The organism is Rheinheimera sp. ATLC3 (assembly GCF_059429535.1).
The window spans coordinates 69,372-86,345 of the sequence record NZ_CM182103.1; the positions used below are offsets into that span (position 1 = coordinate 69,372).

Below are 16,974 nucleotides of genomic sequence, written 5' to 3' on the forward strand. Positions count from 1 at the left end.
GGATACGTTAATGTCTCAATACACTGGAGTATGCCAGCCACTGCTGGCATTACTATTTATCAATTGCATACCGCTGTCAGCACAACAGCTGATGACAACGCCGATTAAAACCGCTTCCGGAGTCGATTTTACCCCGCAGTTGGATTTTGAAATGCGTCATGATGACAATATTGCCAATACAGCAGCGGACGAACAAAGTAGCTGGGTATCCATACTGACACCTGAGCTCAGTGCGCAGCTGCTGTCTGGCCCGAATCAGTACCGGGCTCTGGTTAAACTGGTATCGGGTAGTTACTTAAGCAGTAAAGACGATAATTATCTCGATTGGCAGGCTCAGACATCAGCGTTGCTTGAGCTGTCAAGCCGTCACCGTTTTGATATTTCAGCGAGCTATGCGGGCGCACATGAAGCCCGTGGTACCGGCATTACTGAAGGGCAGGGTAATCAACTGCCTGAGCCGGCTGAGCTGCGTAATTTGCGCCTGAATGGTGCTTATGAATATGGCACTCAAAGTGGGCGGGCTCAATGGCGTCTGTTTGCAGGTTATTATGATAAACAGTATCAGAACTATGAAGAGCTGACGCAGTTCCGAAATTACGACAGTACTAAAGTCGGGACAGAGCTATTTTATAATACCGGTGCCAGTACGCATTTACTGGCAGAAGTGAATCAGGTGTATACCCGTTATGACCTGACCGATGTCACTGGTAGCCGGGACAGCGATACAACCAACTACCGCATCGGTGGACGCTGGCAACCAAGCGAACTGACGGCGGCTGAGCTTCGGGTTGGCTATCAGAATCGGCAGTTTGACAACCCGCTACGGCAGGACTTTTCCGGTGTCGCCTGGGACATGACATTACAGTGGGCACCGCTGAGTTACTCGCGTTTTAATTTAAGCACCGGGCGTCAGTCAAAAGAGCCTGACACGCAAGGTGATTTCGTCAAAGAAACCCATTACAGCCTATTCTGGACCCATAATTGGCAGCCTCTGTTCAGCACCCGCGCTGGCATCAAAAGGGTAGAGGACGAATATACCGGCTTTGACCGTAGCGACACGCTAATGCGCTATCAATTCAGTGCGCACTATTCCGTTATGCCACAGTTACTGCTCGGTGCCGGGGTTGTGTTGCACCGCAACGATTCTACTCAGGACAATATCCGTTTTGATAAAAATGAAGTGTTTGTCAATCTGCAGTTAGCGTTATAAGGATCACTATGACGAAATACGTAATCGCCATATTGTTATGTTTGTTTGCCTGGCAAGCTAAGGCGCAAGAGCAATATCTGCTCGGGCCGGGGGATGTCATTATCATCAAGGTATATGGTCAGGAAGATCTGGAATTGCAAACCCGTCTGACAGACAGCGGCACCATTAATTATCCGTTCCTGGGTGAGTTGCAACTTACAGGTATGAGTATCAAACAGGTTGAAAATGTGATTTATCAGGGCCTTAAAGGTGATTATCTGGTAGAACCCAATGTGTTTGTCGGCATGGTGGAATACCGGCCATTTTATATCCACGGTGAAGTCAAACTACCCGGTGGTTACCCCTATCAGCCAGGCATGACGGTGAACCAGGCTATAGCTCTGGCAGGGGGCCTGACCGAGCGGGCATCACGCGACAAGATCCTCATCTCCCGTGAAGGCCAAAAGAACCAGCACGAAAATGGCAACCTGAACAGCCGCATCCTGGCCGGCGATACCATCACTATAGAACAGAGATTTTTCTGATTATGGCCGTAAATTCTACCAACACTCCGCTGACATCAGGCGAACAGCTGGTTGACCTGAGTAAACTTTTTGCAGCGATAGGCCGCTACAAGTGGCGCATTATTTTGCTTGCTATCGTCAGCGCAGTTTGCGCAGCACTGATTGCGCAGAATATGACACCCATTTACCGCTCTACAGCCACCTTGTTGATTGAGGCTCAGGCTGCCAGGGCAATTAAAATTGAAGAGGTGTATGGCTTTAATTCTTCTCAGGAAGAGTATTACCTGACCCAGTTCGAGATCCTTAAATCCCGTTCTATCGCAGAACGGGTATATGACGAACTGAGCTTGGCCGGTCATCCGGCACTACAGAGCAAGCCCACCCTGTATCGCCAGGCGATGAACTTTGTTAAAGCACGGCTGGGTATTAAAGAAGAGGTTATTGCAGACAGTGAGCTTAGCAGTGCGCTGACGCGTAAACGCCGGCTGGACGGTTTTAGCCGCAGCATTCAGATAAGCCCGGTGCGCAAAACACAGCTGGTTAATCTCAGCTTTCAATCTTCAGATCCGCGCCTGGCACAGTCGGTTGCCAATGCCATCGGTGAAGCTTATATCGCCAGTCAGCTTGATGCCCGGTTAGGGATAACACAAAAAGCAAACAGTTGGCTGGGTGGCCGGCTGGGTGAGCTACGTGAGCGGCTGGAGCAATCAGAAGCCAGGCTGGAGGCATTTCGCGCTGAACATAACCTGGTCGATGTTGAAGGGGTAACGGCATTGGATGCCAGAGAGCTGGAACGCCTGAATGAAGAGCTTACCGATGCGCGCTCGAAGAAAACCAAAGCCGAAGGCTTTCTTGCGCTGGTCAGGCAGTTTGATCAGCATGATATTGCCGGTTTAGAAAGTTTGCCTGAAATAACGTCACACCCGTCGGTACAGAACGTAAAACGTGAAGTGATGGCTGTAGAGCGCAAGTTCTCGGAGCTGAGCAAAGTATATGGGCCCAAACATCCCAAGATGATTGCGGTTCAGGCCGAGTTGTTAACAGTAAACAACAGCTTGCGTCAGCAGATCGGCCGCTTGATCGAGGGGATCGAAAAAGAGGCTCAAAGCGCAGCCCGCCGGCTGGCGGCTCTGGAGCAGCAGTTCAACCGCACTAAAACGGCGTTTTCAAGCTTGGGGTCGGTTGAATCAGATTACCGCAGGTTGCAGCGTGAGGTTGAAACCAATCAGCTGTTGTTCGAAAGCTTTTTTGCACGGCAAAAAGAGACTGAGGTCACCGGTGATTTTGATGCGCCAATAGCCCGCTTTACCGATAGAGCTGTGCTGCCGTCGGAGCCGGTTAAACCGAATAAAAAGATGATTGTCATGCTGACGTTCATCAGTACGCTACTGCTGGGTACAGTGCTGGCGCTGTTACAGGATGCGTTTAACGACACGATTAAAAACACCGCTGACGCTGAGCAGGAACTGGCGCAATGCGCGCTGGGGCATTTACCCAGAAGTAAGAAAAAGAAAAACGAGCAGCTGCGTAGCCTGGCGTATTTTGATCCGAAGCAGCGCCGTTACAGTGAGGCTGTGCGTAACATTCGTACAGCAATGTCTTTAATGGCGCTTGATAAACCGCTGCAGGTGATTGAGGTCACCTCTTCTGTGCCGCAAGAGGGCAAAACCACCGTCAGTATGAACCTGGCTTTTGCTTACGCAGCGCTTGAGCGGGTGCTGCTGATAGACGCAGACTTGCGTAAACCGGCCGTAGGCGCCCGTTGCAAACTGCCAAGCTATCAACCTGGCCTGGCGAATGTGCTGGCGAAAACTGCCACACTTGAAGAATGTATCGTCAAAGATGTACAGGACGGTGTCGATGTGATGCCAGCCGGCGCCGTGCCGCTGAATCCGATGGAGCTATTGGCCGGCTCCGGTATGCAAAGCTTGTTACAGCAATTAAAAGGGCAGTACGACAAAATCATTATAGACACGGCGCCGGTGCAAGCGGTAAGCGATCCTCTGTTACTGGCACCGCTGGCAGACGCTGTGGTATTGGTGGTTAAGGCCGAGCGTACACGCATTCCTGTGATCAAACATACATTAGGTCAGCTGCATCAGGCGCATGCCCGAATGTATGGCGTGGTGCTCAATCAGGTTAAAAGTGACAAAGCGGAGCCTTACTATGGTAATTACGGCGCTTAAAGGCTTGATTTAATGTTTGATTTACATAACCACATTTTGCCGGGAATAGATGATGGCAGCCGTGATATGGCTGAGTCACTTGAGTTGCTGCGCCTTGCTGCAGAGCAGGGGATAAGCCATATGCTGGCTACACCGCACATTAACCCTGGCCGTTACGATAACAGTGCTGAAGGTATTCATCAGGTACTGACGCAGCTGCAACAGGCTGCCCGTGAGCAAAATATTGCTGTTCGTATTGCAGCAGCTGCGGAAGTTCGCATATGCAGTGAACTGCTGTCGCTGGTTGAACAGGGTAACCTGCCTTTTATCGGGCAATATCAGGCTCAAAACGTGGTGCTGCTGGAATTGCCTCACAGTCATATCCCACCGGGCAGTGACAAACTACTGGCCTGGCTTGCCCGGAAAAATATCAGCGTGATGCTGGCGCATCCGGAGCGTAACCGGGATCTGCTGGCTGAACCTGAGCGAATAAAGCCGTTTATTAACGCCGGGTGTTTGTTTCAGTTAACCGCCGGCGCGCTTGAAGGCGATATGGGGCCGGATGTGATGACGCTGGCCCGGCACTGGTTAAAACAGGGTTTGTATCACATCATAGCCAGTGACACCCATTCGGTTAAACGCCGGCCGCCGAAGCTGAAGCTGGCTTATCAGTATGTTGAGCAAACTCTGGGCGAAGAACAGGCGCAGCAGCTTTGTGTTCGCAACCCGGCTGAACTGTCTGCGCCGGTATTCGAACGCGGCATGTTACTGCGTTAAAAGAAGGTATCAACACTCTGCAACAGGTTATAGCTGTCATCTACCAGCCATAAACTGCGCCACTTATCAAAGGTCAGACATGGATGGGATGTGCTGAGCAGGACGATATCACCAATATGTGGCTGAATACTGCTGCTGAAGCGCCAGAAAGCATGTTGATCCATTACTTTTATCGTTTCGCAGCCCTCAGGCTTGTTGCTCAGTAGCTTACCGTCGCGGTAAATCGCAATGGCTTGTGGCAAACCTGCGTCAAAAGCTGCGTCACGTTTACCAAAGCCAAGTACCGCTAACCCCGGTTCCGGCAATGACTGTACGTAAGCCGCCAACTCCAGCGCGCTGGATAAACTGTCCCCCATACGACAGGCAAGATGACTGCGCGACAGCACCTGTTGCTGTGCCTGCTCGTAGATGCCACTGTCATGGCTGATGTAACAGCCGGGGCGCAAGACGATACGCATAGTATCGGGTAAGGTAGCTTTGTTTAGCTCAGTGGCGACGATGTCGTACCAGACAGAACCTGCACCACTTATCAGCGGTTGCTGATATTTCAGCAGTTGTTGTCTGGCCAGGGCTTTCGCCAGCGCAGCAGCACGCTGCACAAACTGACGCACATCGCGCTCAGTATCATCACTTTTTATTACGCCTTCATAGAACTCGATACCGGCCAGACTCAGGCCGGGTAGGGTAGCGATATGTTGTGCCAGCTCAGTTGCCTGCTGATTAGTGCGGCAACCACAGCGGCCTCTTGGTACGCCAAGTTCAATCAGCACCGGCAGGGTAAGGTTTTCTGCGGCAAAAAAAGCAGATAAAGCACTGGCATTGGCATGACTATCAACACAGACATAAATATTGCATCCCCTGCCAATCACTGCTGCAACCAATGCCATATTGGCGCGGCCAATCAACTGATTGGCCAGAATGATTTGCTGCGCACCGGCCTGGGCGGCAACTTGTGCCTGATAAGCCGTAGCGACTGTGATACCCCAGGCGCCGCTGGCCAGTTGCTGCTGGAACAGCCAGGGCGTCATGCTGGTTTTACCATGTGGCGCAAGCGATACGCCACAGCTATTGGCAAAGCGTTGCATCCATTGCAAATTATGCTCAACGGCAGACTGCTTAAGCACAGCTGCTGGCAGGCAGATATCCTGCTGCAGTAAATTCAGTTGCCGGTTTAATTGCTGCGTTGCTGCAGCTTTATGCCCAGAATTTTGGTACTTCATAACATCTCGCTATTAACTAATTGCTATCCAGACTGAAGTGTAACCAGTAAATTGCTGTAAATAAGCGATATTAATGTTTACTTTTGCATCAGCATGGTACAAAGTATCTTTTATGTCTAGAGAAATGTTACTTTAGCAAAAGTTACTCAGTAACACCATTGCTATAGGTTTCAGCCCGGCGGAAAAAGTAATGAGTTACGAAATAGATGTGTTGTCACGTATTTCTGAACGTTTTGTCGAAATGAGTGAATCGGAGCAGCGGGTTGCGCAGCTGATCCTGGACAATGTGAAAGCGGCAACTGAAATGAGTATTGCTAAGTTGTCGGAGCAGGCCGGTGTCAGCCAGGCAACAGTTACGCGTTTTGCCCGCACCGTTGACTGTAAAGACGTGCGTCAGCTTAAAGTGAAGCTGGCACAATCGCTGGCTGTTGGTCAGCGCTTTGTTGAAGAAACACCCGATCTTGACGGTATTCAGGGGGTGTACGAAGCGATAAAAAACACGCTGGACCTTAGCCGTAAACTGCTGGTTGAGGCCGATATCAAACTGGCAGTCAGTTATCTGCAAGGCGCCAGAATGATTTTTTGTATCGGCATGGGCGGCGGCTCTTCTATCGGATCACAGGAGTTACAGTACAGGCTGTTTCGTTTTGGTATGCCGGTGTGCAGTTATCAGGATGGTTTACTGACCCGAATGGCCGCTGCTGCAGTTGAACCTCAGGATGTCCTTGTTGCCATTTCGCTGACCGGTAACACAGCAGAAATCATTGACTCTGCAGCCATAGCGCGCCAATACGGTGCCAAAGTTATTGCTATTACCAAACTCGGCTCAGCACTGGCTGCCAATGCCGACATAGTACTGGGACTGCAGGCGCCGGAAACCGACTTCATCTATAAGCCATCGGCATCGCGTTACGCCATGCTGGCAATTATCGATGTGCTGGCAACAGAAGTGGCCAAACAGAATAAACGTAAATCACGCGACAAATTGCGCCGCGTTAAATTATCACTGGATAGTCATCGCGGTGGTGATGAACGCCAGCCGCTTGGAGACTAAACCGATATGACGATAAAACGCTATGGTATCGATGAAAGTACCGGCACCGGTGGCCAAAAGCTGCCCTTTGCCAAAGCTGTTGAAGCCGGCGGTTGGCTGTATGTGTCAGGCCAGACACCAATGCGTAATGGTGAAGTCGTTGAGGGCGGTATTGTTGAGCAGTCGGAACTGGCACTGCAAAACTGCATAGACATTATGCAGCAGGCCGGCTATCAGTTGGCTGATGTCGTGCATGTAAAAGTGTATCTGACAGATGCGCGTTACTTTGCAAGTTTTAACCAGGTATTCCGCCGGGTGTTTGCTGAGGCGCCACCTGCCAGGATTTGTGCGGTGGCTGACCTGGTGGTCGACTGTAAAGTTGAGGTTGATTTGACCTGTTACCGCGCTGATCGCTGATATGAACGGCACGCTGTTTCTGCTCGGGTTTGGTGTGTATCTGTTGCTGATGATTGTTATCAGTTATCTGGTATCGCGCCGTCAGAGCAGCAGCGAAGATTTTTTACTCGCCGGGCGTAAAGTCTCCGGCACACTGACATTGGGCACCACTGTTGCCACTATGATTGGTACCGGTACCAGCATGGGAGCAGTAGGTTACGCCTATCAGCATGGCTGGGGCGGTATTTTGTATGGTGTTGGTGGTGCGGTTGGCATTTTACTGACGGCCTGGTTATTTGCGCCATTGCGGCAACTACGATTTATGACAATGAGCGAAGAGCTGTGCTACTACGTTGGTGCCAATCAATGGGTAAAGCACTGCAGTGCGGTGCTGATTTTTCTTGCATCGCTGGGCTGGCTTGGCGCACATATTATTGGCGGCGCTTTATATTTATCCTGGGCGACCGGCATAGATCTGCTGTATGCCAAACTATTGATTGCAGCTGCTTTTACGCTGTACGTAATGATCGGTGGCTACAAGGCGGTAGTCTGGACTGACAGCCTGATGGCACTGATACTGTTCTGCGGTTTTATTCTGATGAGCTCCGCTGCTGTGCAGGTAAGCGGAGGTATAGCACCACTTGCTGATTTGGTGGCCCAAGCGCGCCACTCCGGTCAGATGAAAAGCCTGCCATTGCTGCCAGCTATCTCTCTGGCGGTAGTGGTGGCTGTCGGCGTGATGGCTACGCCATCATTTCGGCAACGTATTTATGCTGCACGTAGCGTAGGTACGGTCAGACGTTCTTTTTTGCTATCTGGCGCTTTATACCTTTTATTTGCCACTTTACCGGCGGTAATTGGTATTACCGCGTTTTCACTGGTACCAGAGCTGGATAATCACCAGTTTGCCTTCAGTACTGTCGCAGTCATGTTACTGCCCACTGCTTTAGCGATGCTGGTGCTGCTGGCAGGGCTGTCGGCGACGTTATCTTCAGCCAGTTCAGATGCTATTGCTGCCGTGTCGGTACTGATCCGCGATTTATATCAGGCGGTAATGGGCCAGATGCCGCCGGTTAACAAAGCTGTGCGCTACGCAAGACTGGCTGTGCTCATAGTGTCAGGCTGTGCATTGCTATTGGCTCTGCTATCTGATGATTTAATCAGCTACATCAGCAACATGATCGCGACGCTGATTGCCGGCATGTTTGTTGTCGCTGTACTTGGCCGGTTTTGGCAACGGCTTAACTGGCAGGGAGCTTTGGCAGCGATGCTTACCGCTGTGTTTACTTCCCTGCTGCTGTTAAGCCAGCCGGACTGGCTTGCACTGTGGGGGAACCCCTGTATTCCGGCTGTTAGCTGTGCTTTTTTTGCAGCAGTGCTGGTTAGCTTACTGACGCCGGCACCTGCAGTAAGCCGGGATGTAGCAATAAAACGTATTACGGCGCAGCGGGAGCTAAACCCTGTTGGGCAGCAAGATCAAACTGTACGTCCTGTCACGCTGGAACAGCGCTACTGAATTCAAAGAGGGTTTATGCGCATTTTTACTGCCTCGCTGGCAACTGAAACCAACACCTTCTCGCCGATGTATACCGATGTGCATAGCTTTTATCAGAGCTTTTATGCGCCACCAGGTCAGCACCCTGATACTCCCACACTGTGCAGCGCGCCATTGATCGCCTGTCGGGAATACGCCAGAGCTAACAGCGGCATCGAGATAATAGAAGGCAGTTGCAGCTGGGCAGAGCCTGGCGGTTTGCTCAACCGCCAGTCTTATGAGCAGTTACGCGATGAAATTTTGCAGCAGTTGCATCAGGCCATGCCGTTGCAGGCGGTACTGCTGGGCTTACACGGCGCTATGGTAGCGCAAGGGTATGATGACTGTGAGGGCGACTTACTGACACGGGTGCGTGACATCACCGGGCCTGACGTGTTTATTGGTGCTACGTTAGACCCGCACAGCCACCTGACACCTGTCAGGCTCAAAGCGTCTGATGTGCTTATCGCATTTAAAGAGTTTCCGCATCTGGATTTTATGCAGTGCGCACGTGATCTGGTGCGGCTGGCGGTGGCAGCAGTGCAGCGTGACATTAAACCAAACATGAGCAGTTTCGATTGCCGGATGATAGATGTACTGCCAACCAGCCATGAACCGATGAAATCCTTTATTGCAAAGATCCGTCGGTTAGAACAGCAACCGTCAGTGCTGTCTATTTCGGTTATTCATGGTTTTATGGCGGGGGATGTGCCATATATGGGCACGCAACTGTTGGTCGTCACCGATAACGAGCCTGAACTTGGGCAACAACTGGCAAAGCAGCTTGGGTTGGAACTGTTTTCCTTCCGCGGACGCACTTTACCACGGTTTGACAGCATAGAAACTGCGCTGACGTTAGCGGCACAAAGTACGGGCACTACTGTGCTGGCTGATGTCTGGGACAACCCGGGGGGCGGTGTGGCGGGGGACGGCACCTTAATTTTGCAGCAGATCCTTAAGCGTAAACTGACCAGTGTGGCTGTGGGTACTATCTGGGACCCGATGGCGGTTAAACTATGCTTTGCCGCCGGAGAAGGCGCTCAGATAAGCCTGCGTTTCGGTGGTAAAAGTTGTGCCACAGCCGGTGAGCCAATAGACAAATTAGTCCAGGTTGTCCGGCTTAAAGCCAATGCAGAGCAGCAGTTTGCCGACAGCAGCGTGCCTATGGGTGACTGTGCATTGATTAAGTTTGATGGTATCGAAGTTATTCTGAATACCAACCGCTGTCAGTCATTTGACCCCAGCCTGTTCCGGGCATTAGGCGTTGCGCCGGAACAGCGCAGTTTATTGCTGATTAAATCAACTAATCATTTTTATCAGGGCTTTGCGCCGCTGGCGGCGCAGGTACTTTATGTCGATGCCGGGGCGCCATACCCCAGCGATCCCAAGCGTAATGGCTACCGCAACCTGACCAGGCCGATATGGCCCATAATAGAAGAGCCTTTCGCGCTATAGTGTAATACGCTCAATGCAGCCACACTGCTGAATGGTGACATACAGAATCTTTTCGTCACGGCTCAAAGCTACATTCGTTGGTAGGGCGTTGTTTAGCCGGTATTCCTGTAACAGGTTACCGTTTTTATCCAGCTTCACTACCACGCCTTTGCCGTAACGCGCGATAAACAGGTTTCCCTGGCTGTCGGTGCGCATCCCATCAAGGCCATGATCACTAAAGCGGGCGAATAGCGTTTTGTCAGCCAGGCTGTTATCCGGCAGGATCCGAAAACGCCAGACGGTTCGCTGCACACTCTCGTTAACGTATAAAAACTGCTGGTCGGGGCTTACAGCAATGCCATTGGTAGTCCCCATATCAGCGCGCATTACCTCACTTTGGCCGTTGCTGTTAATGCGCCATAATTTGCCGCTGTTATCGGCCCAGTTCGGATCGCTGGCAAACAAGGTGCCGTTTTGCATAATTGCCAGGTCGTTAGGCTGATTCATCGTCTTGTTGTGGCTGAAGGTATCCAGCGTGCCGTTGTGATAACGCAGAATATTGTGGCCGGTATAGTCGGCGATATACATAGCGCCGTTTTCATCAAACACTATACCGTTGCCGGTGCTGCCAGGGGCTAATGTAATGTAACGGCTTGCACTGCCATCAGCGCTGACTTTGCCAATGGTGCCATCAGTTGCAAAATTAACAGCATAAAGGTTACCGGCATTATCGACAGCCGGGCCTTCTACTGCGCTGCTGAAAGTCCCGGCTTTAACCCAGATACGGCTGTGCGGAGTGTGGCTAAGTAGCTTTTGCAGTGGCCGGTGCAGGGCAATAATTATCTCATGTTGAATGGTCGCGGCCTGTTCAAGCTGCAGCGTTATACTGTCACGCTGTGCTTTTAAAAGTGGTGTTTGCTGTTCAATGCTGTTCAGCATTGCCTGGCCTGACTGGCTTAATGTCACCAGCTGTTGCATCAGAGAGTCGTAAGGTTTGAGAGTTGCGATGTTTGCTGCAACTAATTGGTTAGCCGCCGTTTGCCACTTCGCAAGCTGTTCATTAAGCCATTGCTTATCGCCAGCCTGGCGCTGTTCTAACCACAGCTGTAATCGTTGTTCAAACTGGCGAACAGCGCTTTGCCCGGCAGGTAAGAAATCTGCCAGCAGGTTAAGCGGGGCGTCCTGATGATAAATACCGGCAGCAGACTTTTGATGCAAACGATGATAATAATGCGCCGGTTCCAGAACCTCACTGGCAGTTGCCAAAGCCTGTGAATATTCACCTGCCAACGCAGTATAACCCTGTTGCTGTTGCCTTACGTTCTGCAGGCTGAAACGATTTAACCGCTCATTAAGCCAGTCAAGGCGCTGATACATACTGTCTTCATCTGTGACATCCTGAGCCGACCACAGCCGTTCAGCAACAGCGAAGCCATTTGGCCATAAACGGATATCAATATTATCCGGCGTTACCAGCTCGCCCCATAATGCTATTTCGCCACCGAGAATATGCTGCGCTGCGCTGCTGTCAGCATCATAGGTGTAAGGGGCAGGCACTGCTAGCGGCAGTTTTTTATCCGCGCTTTGCTGCAGTGCTATTGCAGAGCCACTGATCTGGTAAGGGGCATTACCGACAAACAGCTTGCCCTGCAATGTTTCGCCAAGTGTAAATGCAGCGCTGAGTGGGCCCATCCAACTGTCAATATGAAAGCTCAACTTGTTAGCATTCAATACAGGCTGTTGTACGACAACCGGTGAGCGGTCTTCAAACTCCACTAAAGCGTGTACTTTGCCATCCGTAAGAGTAAGTAGCGCCAATTTGCCTTTTATTGCACTGCCGCGCAGCCGCTCGAAGTTAAAATGCCAGGCAGACCATCTGCCCGGCACTGATAAATCTGGCTGCGGCCGTTTTGCCGGTACCGGGTCGTTACGATAGTGAAAGGCGGCGAACTGTGGTTGATCCAGGTAGTAACCGGTCGATAATACGGTATCGTAACCTTCTGCCGCGGCCTGATGCAGCGATTCTACGCCGCGCCATGATTGCACCAGCACTGATTTTGGCAAGCCGCCTTGTGTTATTTCATCCCAACCCATCATGGTGCGGCCAGCTTGCTGCAGCATATTGTGCAGCCGCAGGTTAAAGTAAGCATGTAATGCGGCAGCATCGGCCAGCTTATTTTGTTGCATAAACCTCACAATGTGAGGCGAACCAAGCCAATGTTCGCTCATCACTTCATCACCGCCGATATGCAGATAGGGGTCGGGAAATACCGTCGTTACTTCTGCAATCAATTCAGCCAGAAAGTCATAAACGGCTTCCTTTGTTGGGTCCAGTACCGCCGGATGCACGCCCCAGTGTATTTCTGGTTGAGCAGGGCCTGGTTGGCTCATCAGTTCAGGATAAGCAGCACCGAGTGCGGTAGTGTGGCCCGGCAAATCAATTTCAGGCACCACTCGAATGCCACGCTCTGCTGCATACTGTACCAGCTGACGTAACTGTTGCTGGGTGTAGTAACCTTGCTTGCCACCCAACTGGTGTAATTTCGGAAAGCGTTTTGACTCAAAACGCCAACCCTGATCATCAGTCAGATGCAGGTGCAGCACGTTCAATTTCACCGCAGCCATAATATCCAACTGGCGCAGCAATGTTGAAAAGGGCAGAAAGCGCCGGGCCGGATCAAGTAACACACCACGCCAGCTAAACCGCGGCGCATCAGACAGCTGTAATGCCGGGGCTTTGCCATTTTTCTCCAGCTGCAACAGCGTTTCCAGACCGCGCAAAACACCGGTTTCTGTTGTGGCGTCAAGTTCAATTTCATGCTGGCTGATACGCAACTGATACTGCTCGTTCATTTGCACAGCCGGTATATTACTTTGGCGGGCGTCAGTAACGTTAATGCGCAGTGTATTCTGTTGTGTCTTCGCAATGTTAACTCCGGTTTGCAAAGTTAAACGCTGGACAAACCGATCTGTTGCCTGCTTAAGCAAAATGCTGTCCGGGGCGTCAATACTAAAGCCAGAGCTAAAATCAAATTCTCCCTGTTGTAACACCAGTCTGGTAGGCACCGGCAGTAAAGCAGGGGGCTCAGCAGCAGAAACCGTACTTATTAATAGCAATACAGAACAGCAGATAAATCGCATAAACAGTCAGCTTGAATTGTTACTTGGTAACATATTAATAAGCAATAAACGACTGGATGTCTATAATTCAATGCTATATGAAGGGTTTTTTTGCACAATTTTTGTTTACTTTTTAATCTTGATGGTACAAAGTAACATTTAAGTGCGGTGCGGTGCGGTGCGGTTGGTAGTGGTACCGGCTTAATCCAGGAAGAACGAGACAAGTATACATTGGCTTAGCCGGTAGTTGCGCTGCCGACAGAGCTAAACGGATTAAAACAAGAACAGAAGAGAAAAACATCATGTCTGAATTACTCGGCGATAGCGTTACCTGCGGTAAAAAACGGGCCAGGCTCAGCCTGGCTATTTCGGCTGCGTTACTGGGTCTTAGCCCTTTTGCTGCATCAGCACAGACGTCGCCACAAAATGACAGCGATGTCATTGCGCAAAATAGCGAACAACCTGTAGAGGTTATTGAAGTAAAAGGTATAAGAGGTAGTATTCAGTCGGCACAGGAACTTAAACGTTACGCTGACACAGTAAAAGATGTGATCACCGCCACCGACATCGGTGCCTTACCGGATAAATCAGTGACTGAAGCACTGCAACGTGTACCTGGTGTGACGATTGAGCGCTTTGCATCATCTGACGATCCTAAACATTATGCCGATGAGGGCACCGGCGTGCTGGTACGTGGCCTTGACCGTGTGCGCTCTGAAGTAAACGGCCGAGACGCCTTTAGCGCTAATCCGTGGGGTGGTTTAAGCTATGAAGATTTTCCCGCTGAGTTACTCGGTGCGGTAGAGGTTGTGAAGAATCAGACCGCGGATCTTATCTCCGGTGGTATTGCCGGCACGGTAAACCTGATCACGCGTAAGCCATTTGATTCACCGGAACGTTTGATAGCCTTTAGCGCTAAAGCTAATTACGGTGATTTTCGCGAAGAAATCACACCCTCTTTCTCGGCACTGTTTTCAGACAGTTGGGAAACAAAAGCCGGTAAGTTCGGCTTTTTAATCGCCGGTTCAAGGTCTGAATACAAATCGCGTGGTGATGGCGTAGGGCTGGGTAACTTCCACTCCCGTGGCGATGCGTTTATTCCTACGCTGGATCAATGGGGCGGAATCACAGGGGTTGATCCAAGCTCACCGGTCGACGGCCCGGCCTTGCCCGGCCAACCAGCGGGCAGTGTCTGGCATGTTCCGGTGGCCATTCATATGAGCACAGCAGACAACGATCGTGAGCGCACCGGCTTTACTACGTCGCTGCAGTGGGCTAACACCGATAATACTATTGTCGCGACGTTGGAGCATATCAACTCAGACGCGTCTCTGGAATGGAATGAGCGGCAAATTGGTCAGGCGGCGCAGGGCTTTCGTGGTTTCATGGGTTCGTCACAGAACTGGACGGAAGATCTGGAAAATGGCTATCCACTGACAACCGACAACGGCTTTGTTACCTCGGGTATAGCGCTTGGTGTCAGTCCGGAAACGCCATTTTTCTACCGTAGCCGCTGGAACTATAACGAGAACACCGTTAAAGACACCTCATTCAACCTGAAGTTAAAACCGAGTGATCGTTTAACGCTGGTGCTAGATTATCAGCATATTGACTCAGAAAAAGTCGTACACAACTACAGTATGTCCGGTCAGACCCGTGGTAACCATGTACACGTGGTGTCGCCTTATTTCCTTGATATGCGTGGTGAGCGTCCGACAATTGAATTTCTGAGCGACAATATTCTTACCGCCGGCTGGTCGCCCAATGAAGACTGGAACGGTCCCGTGCCAAATGTATTTTTAGGCAGCGGCATGGAGCAGGAAGAACACAATACTGCCAAAGCTGACAGTTATAAATTCGATGTGACTTATGAGCTGGACGGTGCTTTTACCGCCATTAAAACCGGTTTTTACTACAGTGACAAAGACCTCACTGTTCGTGATACTGCTTATGAAGGCTGGTCTGCTATCGGTACGCCGTGGGATATGAACGATCGTAACGCCGCAGCGGCAGTAAACCGGCCAGAGCTATTTGAACGGATAGATTTTTCTGATTATTACAATGGCAAGGTGCTGCTGGGTAATGTGAATAACTTCCTGTTTCCGAAAATGGATCTGGTAAGAAATTATGCAGAATCACTACGGCAGGGGTGTCGTGACGGCTGGCATAATGCCACCAGCAGTGCGGCCAATAACGGAGTTTGTACCGGCACCTATGTGCCTTATACCGACAAACCCAATCGCGTTGAAGGGCCTTTTGCGGCACATAATATAAGCTCTTCAAATGAAAAACGTACTGAGCTTTATCTGCGTACAGATTTTGAACTGGTAAATCAGGATATTCCGGTTAAAGGTAATCTGGGGTTGCGCTATGTCAGTTATGAGCTGGAGTCTACCGGTGCTTTTGTTCAGCCACAAATTACCCGTCGCGGAGATCCCGGCACGTCGCTCAATGCAGTGATGCAGCAGCCTGAGTATCTGCGTTATTACAATCTGGCCAGTGGCGAATCACAGTTAAGCACCGTTGAGGGCACTGATTACGACACCATACTGCCAAGTTTTAACGTTAACTTTGGCCTCACCGATGAGATAGTGCTGCGCTTTGGTATCTCTAAAGGCCTATATTATCCAAGCCTGGTTGATGCTCGTAACATCAGCTTACTCGACCTGGATTATACCCGTCGTTTGCAAACACCTGGCGCAGACTATGACGAAGAAACTAATCCGGTGGTTGGTATCGATGATATTGAAGTAACAGCGCTAGCCGGTAATCCTTATCTGGAACCTGAGGAGTCCGTAAACTCCGATCTGAGTATTGAGTGGTACTTTGCACCAGCGGGTTTTGTTACGGCCGGTTTGTTTAATAAAAAACTGGATAACATCATTCGTAACCGGCAGTTTAATCTGGATGTGACATACGCCGGCGAAGAATATGATGTTTCAGCCTATGGCCCGGCAAATACCGGCTCAGGCACTATCCGCGGTGTGGAGTTTTCGTACTCGCAGTTTTACGACATGTTGCCCGGAGCCTGGCGTGGCTTGGGCTTACAGTTTAACTTCACTTACATCGATCAGAGCGGCCTGGAAGATCCGAACGAAATTTCCGAAGGCACGTTAGGCTTTGACGAAAATGGCAACCCTATAGCCGATAACCGCAACACTTTCCGCGTGTTCAGTGGTTTACCACTGCAAGGTTATTCGGATAAGAATATGAATATTGTCGGTATGTACGAATACGACAAAATTTCATTCCGTTTGGCTTACACCTGGCGCTCGGAATACCTGTTAACGCTGCGCGAGTCTGAAGAATATGTACCCGCTTTCGCAAAGGCGTCGGGTATGATGGATGCCAGCCTGTATTACTCTCTTAATGACAATTGGAAAATTGGTATCGAAGGCAGTAACTTGCTAAATACCGAAACCAAAACCCAGTATCAGATGAATCAGGCTGGTGTAAGAACAGATGCATTAAACTTCACGACAGACCGTCGTTATGCGTTAAGCGTGCGTGGTGTGTTCTGATCGGTAACGTCGGATAGTTGTCTGCAGTTTTGATAAAACGCGCAGTGCCCGGACTGCGCGT

At 50.5% G+C, this 16,974-nt stretch carries 11 protein-coding genes; 9 read left to right on the plus strand and 2 right to left on the minus strand.

Annotation, left to right across the window (positions count from 1 at the left end):
• The first annotated feature begins 10 nt into the window (after positions 1–10).
• The 4 genes from AC5SV9_RS00280 to AC5SV9_RS00295 are packed head-to-tail and all read left to right on the plus strand — an operon-like array spanning position 11 to position 4,655.
• Positions 11–1,210, plus strand: coding sequence for an outer membrane beta-barrel protein (locus AC5SV9_RS00280; protein ID WP_475150452.1), 1,200 nt, complete (start codon positions 11–13; stop codon positions 1,208–1,210).
• An 8-nt stretch (positions 1,211–1,218) separates the two neighbouring features.
• On the plus strand, positions 1,219–1,734 hold the full coding sequence (locus tag AC5SV9_RS00285) for a polysaccharide biosynthesis/export family protein (RefSeq protein ID WP_475150450.1): 516 nt from the start codon (positions 1,219–1,221) through the stop codon (positions 1,732–1,734).
• Positions 1,735–1,736: 2 nt separating this feature from the next.
• Positions 1,737–3,899, plus strand: coding sequence for a GumC family protein (locus AC5SV9_RS00290; RefSeq protein ID WP_475150447.1), 2,163 nt, complete (start codon positions 1,737–1,739; stop codon positions 3,897–3,899).
• A gap of 12 nt (positions 3,900–3,911) precedes the next feature.
• Positions 3,912–4,655 (plus strand): tyrosine-protein phosphatase, encoded by a 744-nt coding sequence (locus tag AC5SV9_RS00295; protein WP_475150445.1) that lies wholly within the window; start codon positions 3,912–3,914, stop codon positions 4,653–4,655.
• On the opposite strand, the gene AC5SV9_RS00300 is transcribed toward AC5SV9_RS00295, so the two are convergent.
• Entirely contained in the window at positions 4,652–5,875 is a 1,224-nt protein-coding gene (locus AC5SV9_RS00300) for an alanine racemase (protein ID WP_475150443.1), read from the minus strand. The genes AC5SV9_RS00295 and AC5SV9_RS00300 overlap by 4 nt on opposite strands.
• A gap of 190 nt (positions 5,876–6,065) precedes the next feature.
• Here AC5SV9_RS00300 and AC5SV9_RS00305 point away from each other — a divergent pair, with 190 nt between their 5' ends.
• Genes AC5SV9_RS00305 through AC5SV9_RS00320 form a run of 4 tightly spaced genes read left to right on the plus strand, consistent with a single transcriptional unit; the run spans position 6,066 to position 10,293 of the window.
• Positions 6,066–6,929, plus strand: a complete 864-nt coding sequence (locus tag AC5SV9_RS00305; RefSeq protein WP_475150441.1) for a MurR/RpiR family transcriptional regulator — start codon at positions 6,066–6,068, stop codon at positions 6,927–6,929.
• Positions 6,930–6,935: 6 nt separating this feature from the next.
• Positions 6,936–7,325 carry a RidA family protein gene (locus AC5SV9_RS00310; protein ID WP_475150439.1) on the plus strand — a complete coding sequence of 130 codons (390 nt, stop codon included), beginning with the start codon at positions 6,936–6,938 and terminating at the stop codon, positions 7,323–7,325.
• 1 nt (position 7,326) lies between these two features.
• Positions 7,327–8,820 carry a sodium:solute symporter family protein gene (locus AC5SV9_RS00315; RefSeq protein ID WP_475150437.1) on the plus strand — a complete coding sequence of 498 codons (1,494 nt, stop codon included), beginning with the start codon at positions 7,327–7,329 and terminating at the stop codon, positions 8,818–8,820.
• A gap of 15 nt (positions 8,821–8,835) precedes the next feature.
• The gene (locus tag AC5SV9_RS00320; protein ID WP_475150434.1) at positions 8,836–10,293 is read left to right on the plus strand and encodes a M81 family metallopeptidase; all 1,458 of its coding nucleotides are present in this window, start codon (positions 8,836–8,838) and stop codon (positions 10,291–10,293) included.
• Here AC5SV9_RS00320 and AC5SV9_RS00325 read toward each other — a convergent pair.
• The gene (locus AC5SV9_RS00325) at positions 10,288–13,413 is read right to left on the minus strand and encodes a family 20 glycosylhydrolase (protein ID WP_475150433.1); all 3,126 of its coding nucleotides are present in this window, start codon (positions 13,411–13,413) and stop codon (positions 10,288–10,290) included. The two genes, AC5SV9_RS00320 and AC5SV9_RS00325, sit on opposite strands and share 6 nt — an antisense overlap.
• Before the next feature lie 281 nt (positions 13,414–13,694).
• Between AC5SV9_RS00325 and AC5SV9_RS00330 the strand changes: the two genes are divergently transcribed.
• A complete protein-coding gene (locus tag AC5SV9_RS00330) occupies positions 13,695–16,913 on the plus strand; it encodes a TonB-dependent receptor (RefSeq protein ID WP_475150430.1) in 3,219 nt (1,072 codons plus the stop codon).
• Positions 16,914–16,974 lie beyond the last annotated feature (61 nt).

Coding starts and splice junctions, on each gene's coding strand:
- AC5SV9_RS00290 (WP_475150447.1), top strand. CDS start 1,737: ATGGCCGTAAATTCTACCAACACTCCGCTGACATCAGGCGAACAGCTG.
- AC5SV9_RS00305 (WP_475150441.1), top strand. CDS start 6,066: ATGAGTTACGAAATAGATGTGTTGTCACGTATTTCTGAACGTTTTGTC.
- AC5SV9_RS00295 (WP_475150445.1), top strand. CDS start 3,912: ATGTTTGATTTACATAACCACATTTTGCCGGGAATAGATGATGGCAGC.
- AC5SV9_RS00310 (WP_475150439.1), top strand. CDS start 6,936: ATGACGATAAAACGCTATGGTATCGATGAAAGTACCGGCACCGGTGGC.
- AC5SV9_RS00285 (WP_475150450.1), top strand. CDS start 1,219: ATGACGAAATACGTAATCGCCATATTGTTATGTTTGTTTGCCTGGCAA.
- AC5SV9_RS00325 (WP_475150433.1), bottom strand. CDS start 13,413: ATGCGATTTATCTGCTGTTCTGTATTGCTATTAATAAGTACGGTTTCT.
- AC5SV9_RS00280 (WP_475150452.1), top strand. CDS start 11: ATGTCTCAATACACTGGAGTATGCCAGCCACTGCTGGCATTACTATTT.
- AC5SV9_RS00315 (WP_475150437.1), top strand. CDS start 7,327: ATGAACGGCACGCTGTTTCTGCTCGGGTTTGGTGTGTATCTGTTGCTG.
- AC5SV9_RS00330 (WP_475150430.1), top strand. CDS start 13,695: ATGTCTGAATTACTCGGCGATAGCGTTACCTGCGGTAAAAAACGGGCC.
- AC5SV9_RS00320 (WP_475150434.1), top strand. CDS start 8,836: ATGCGCATTTTTACTGCCTCGCTGGCAACTGAAACCAACACCTTCTCG.
- AC5SV9_RS00300 (WP_475150443.1), bottom strand. CDS start 5,875: ATGAAGTACCAAAATTCTGGGCATAAAGCTGCAGCAACGCAGCAATTA.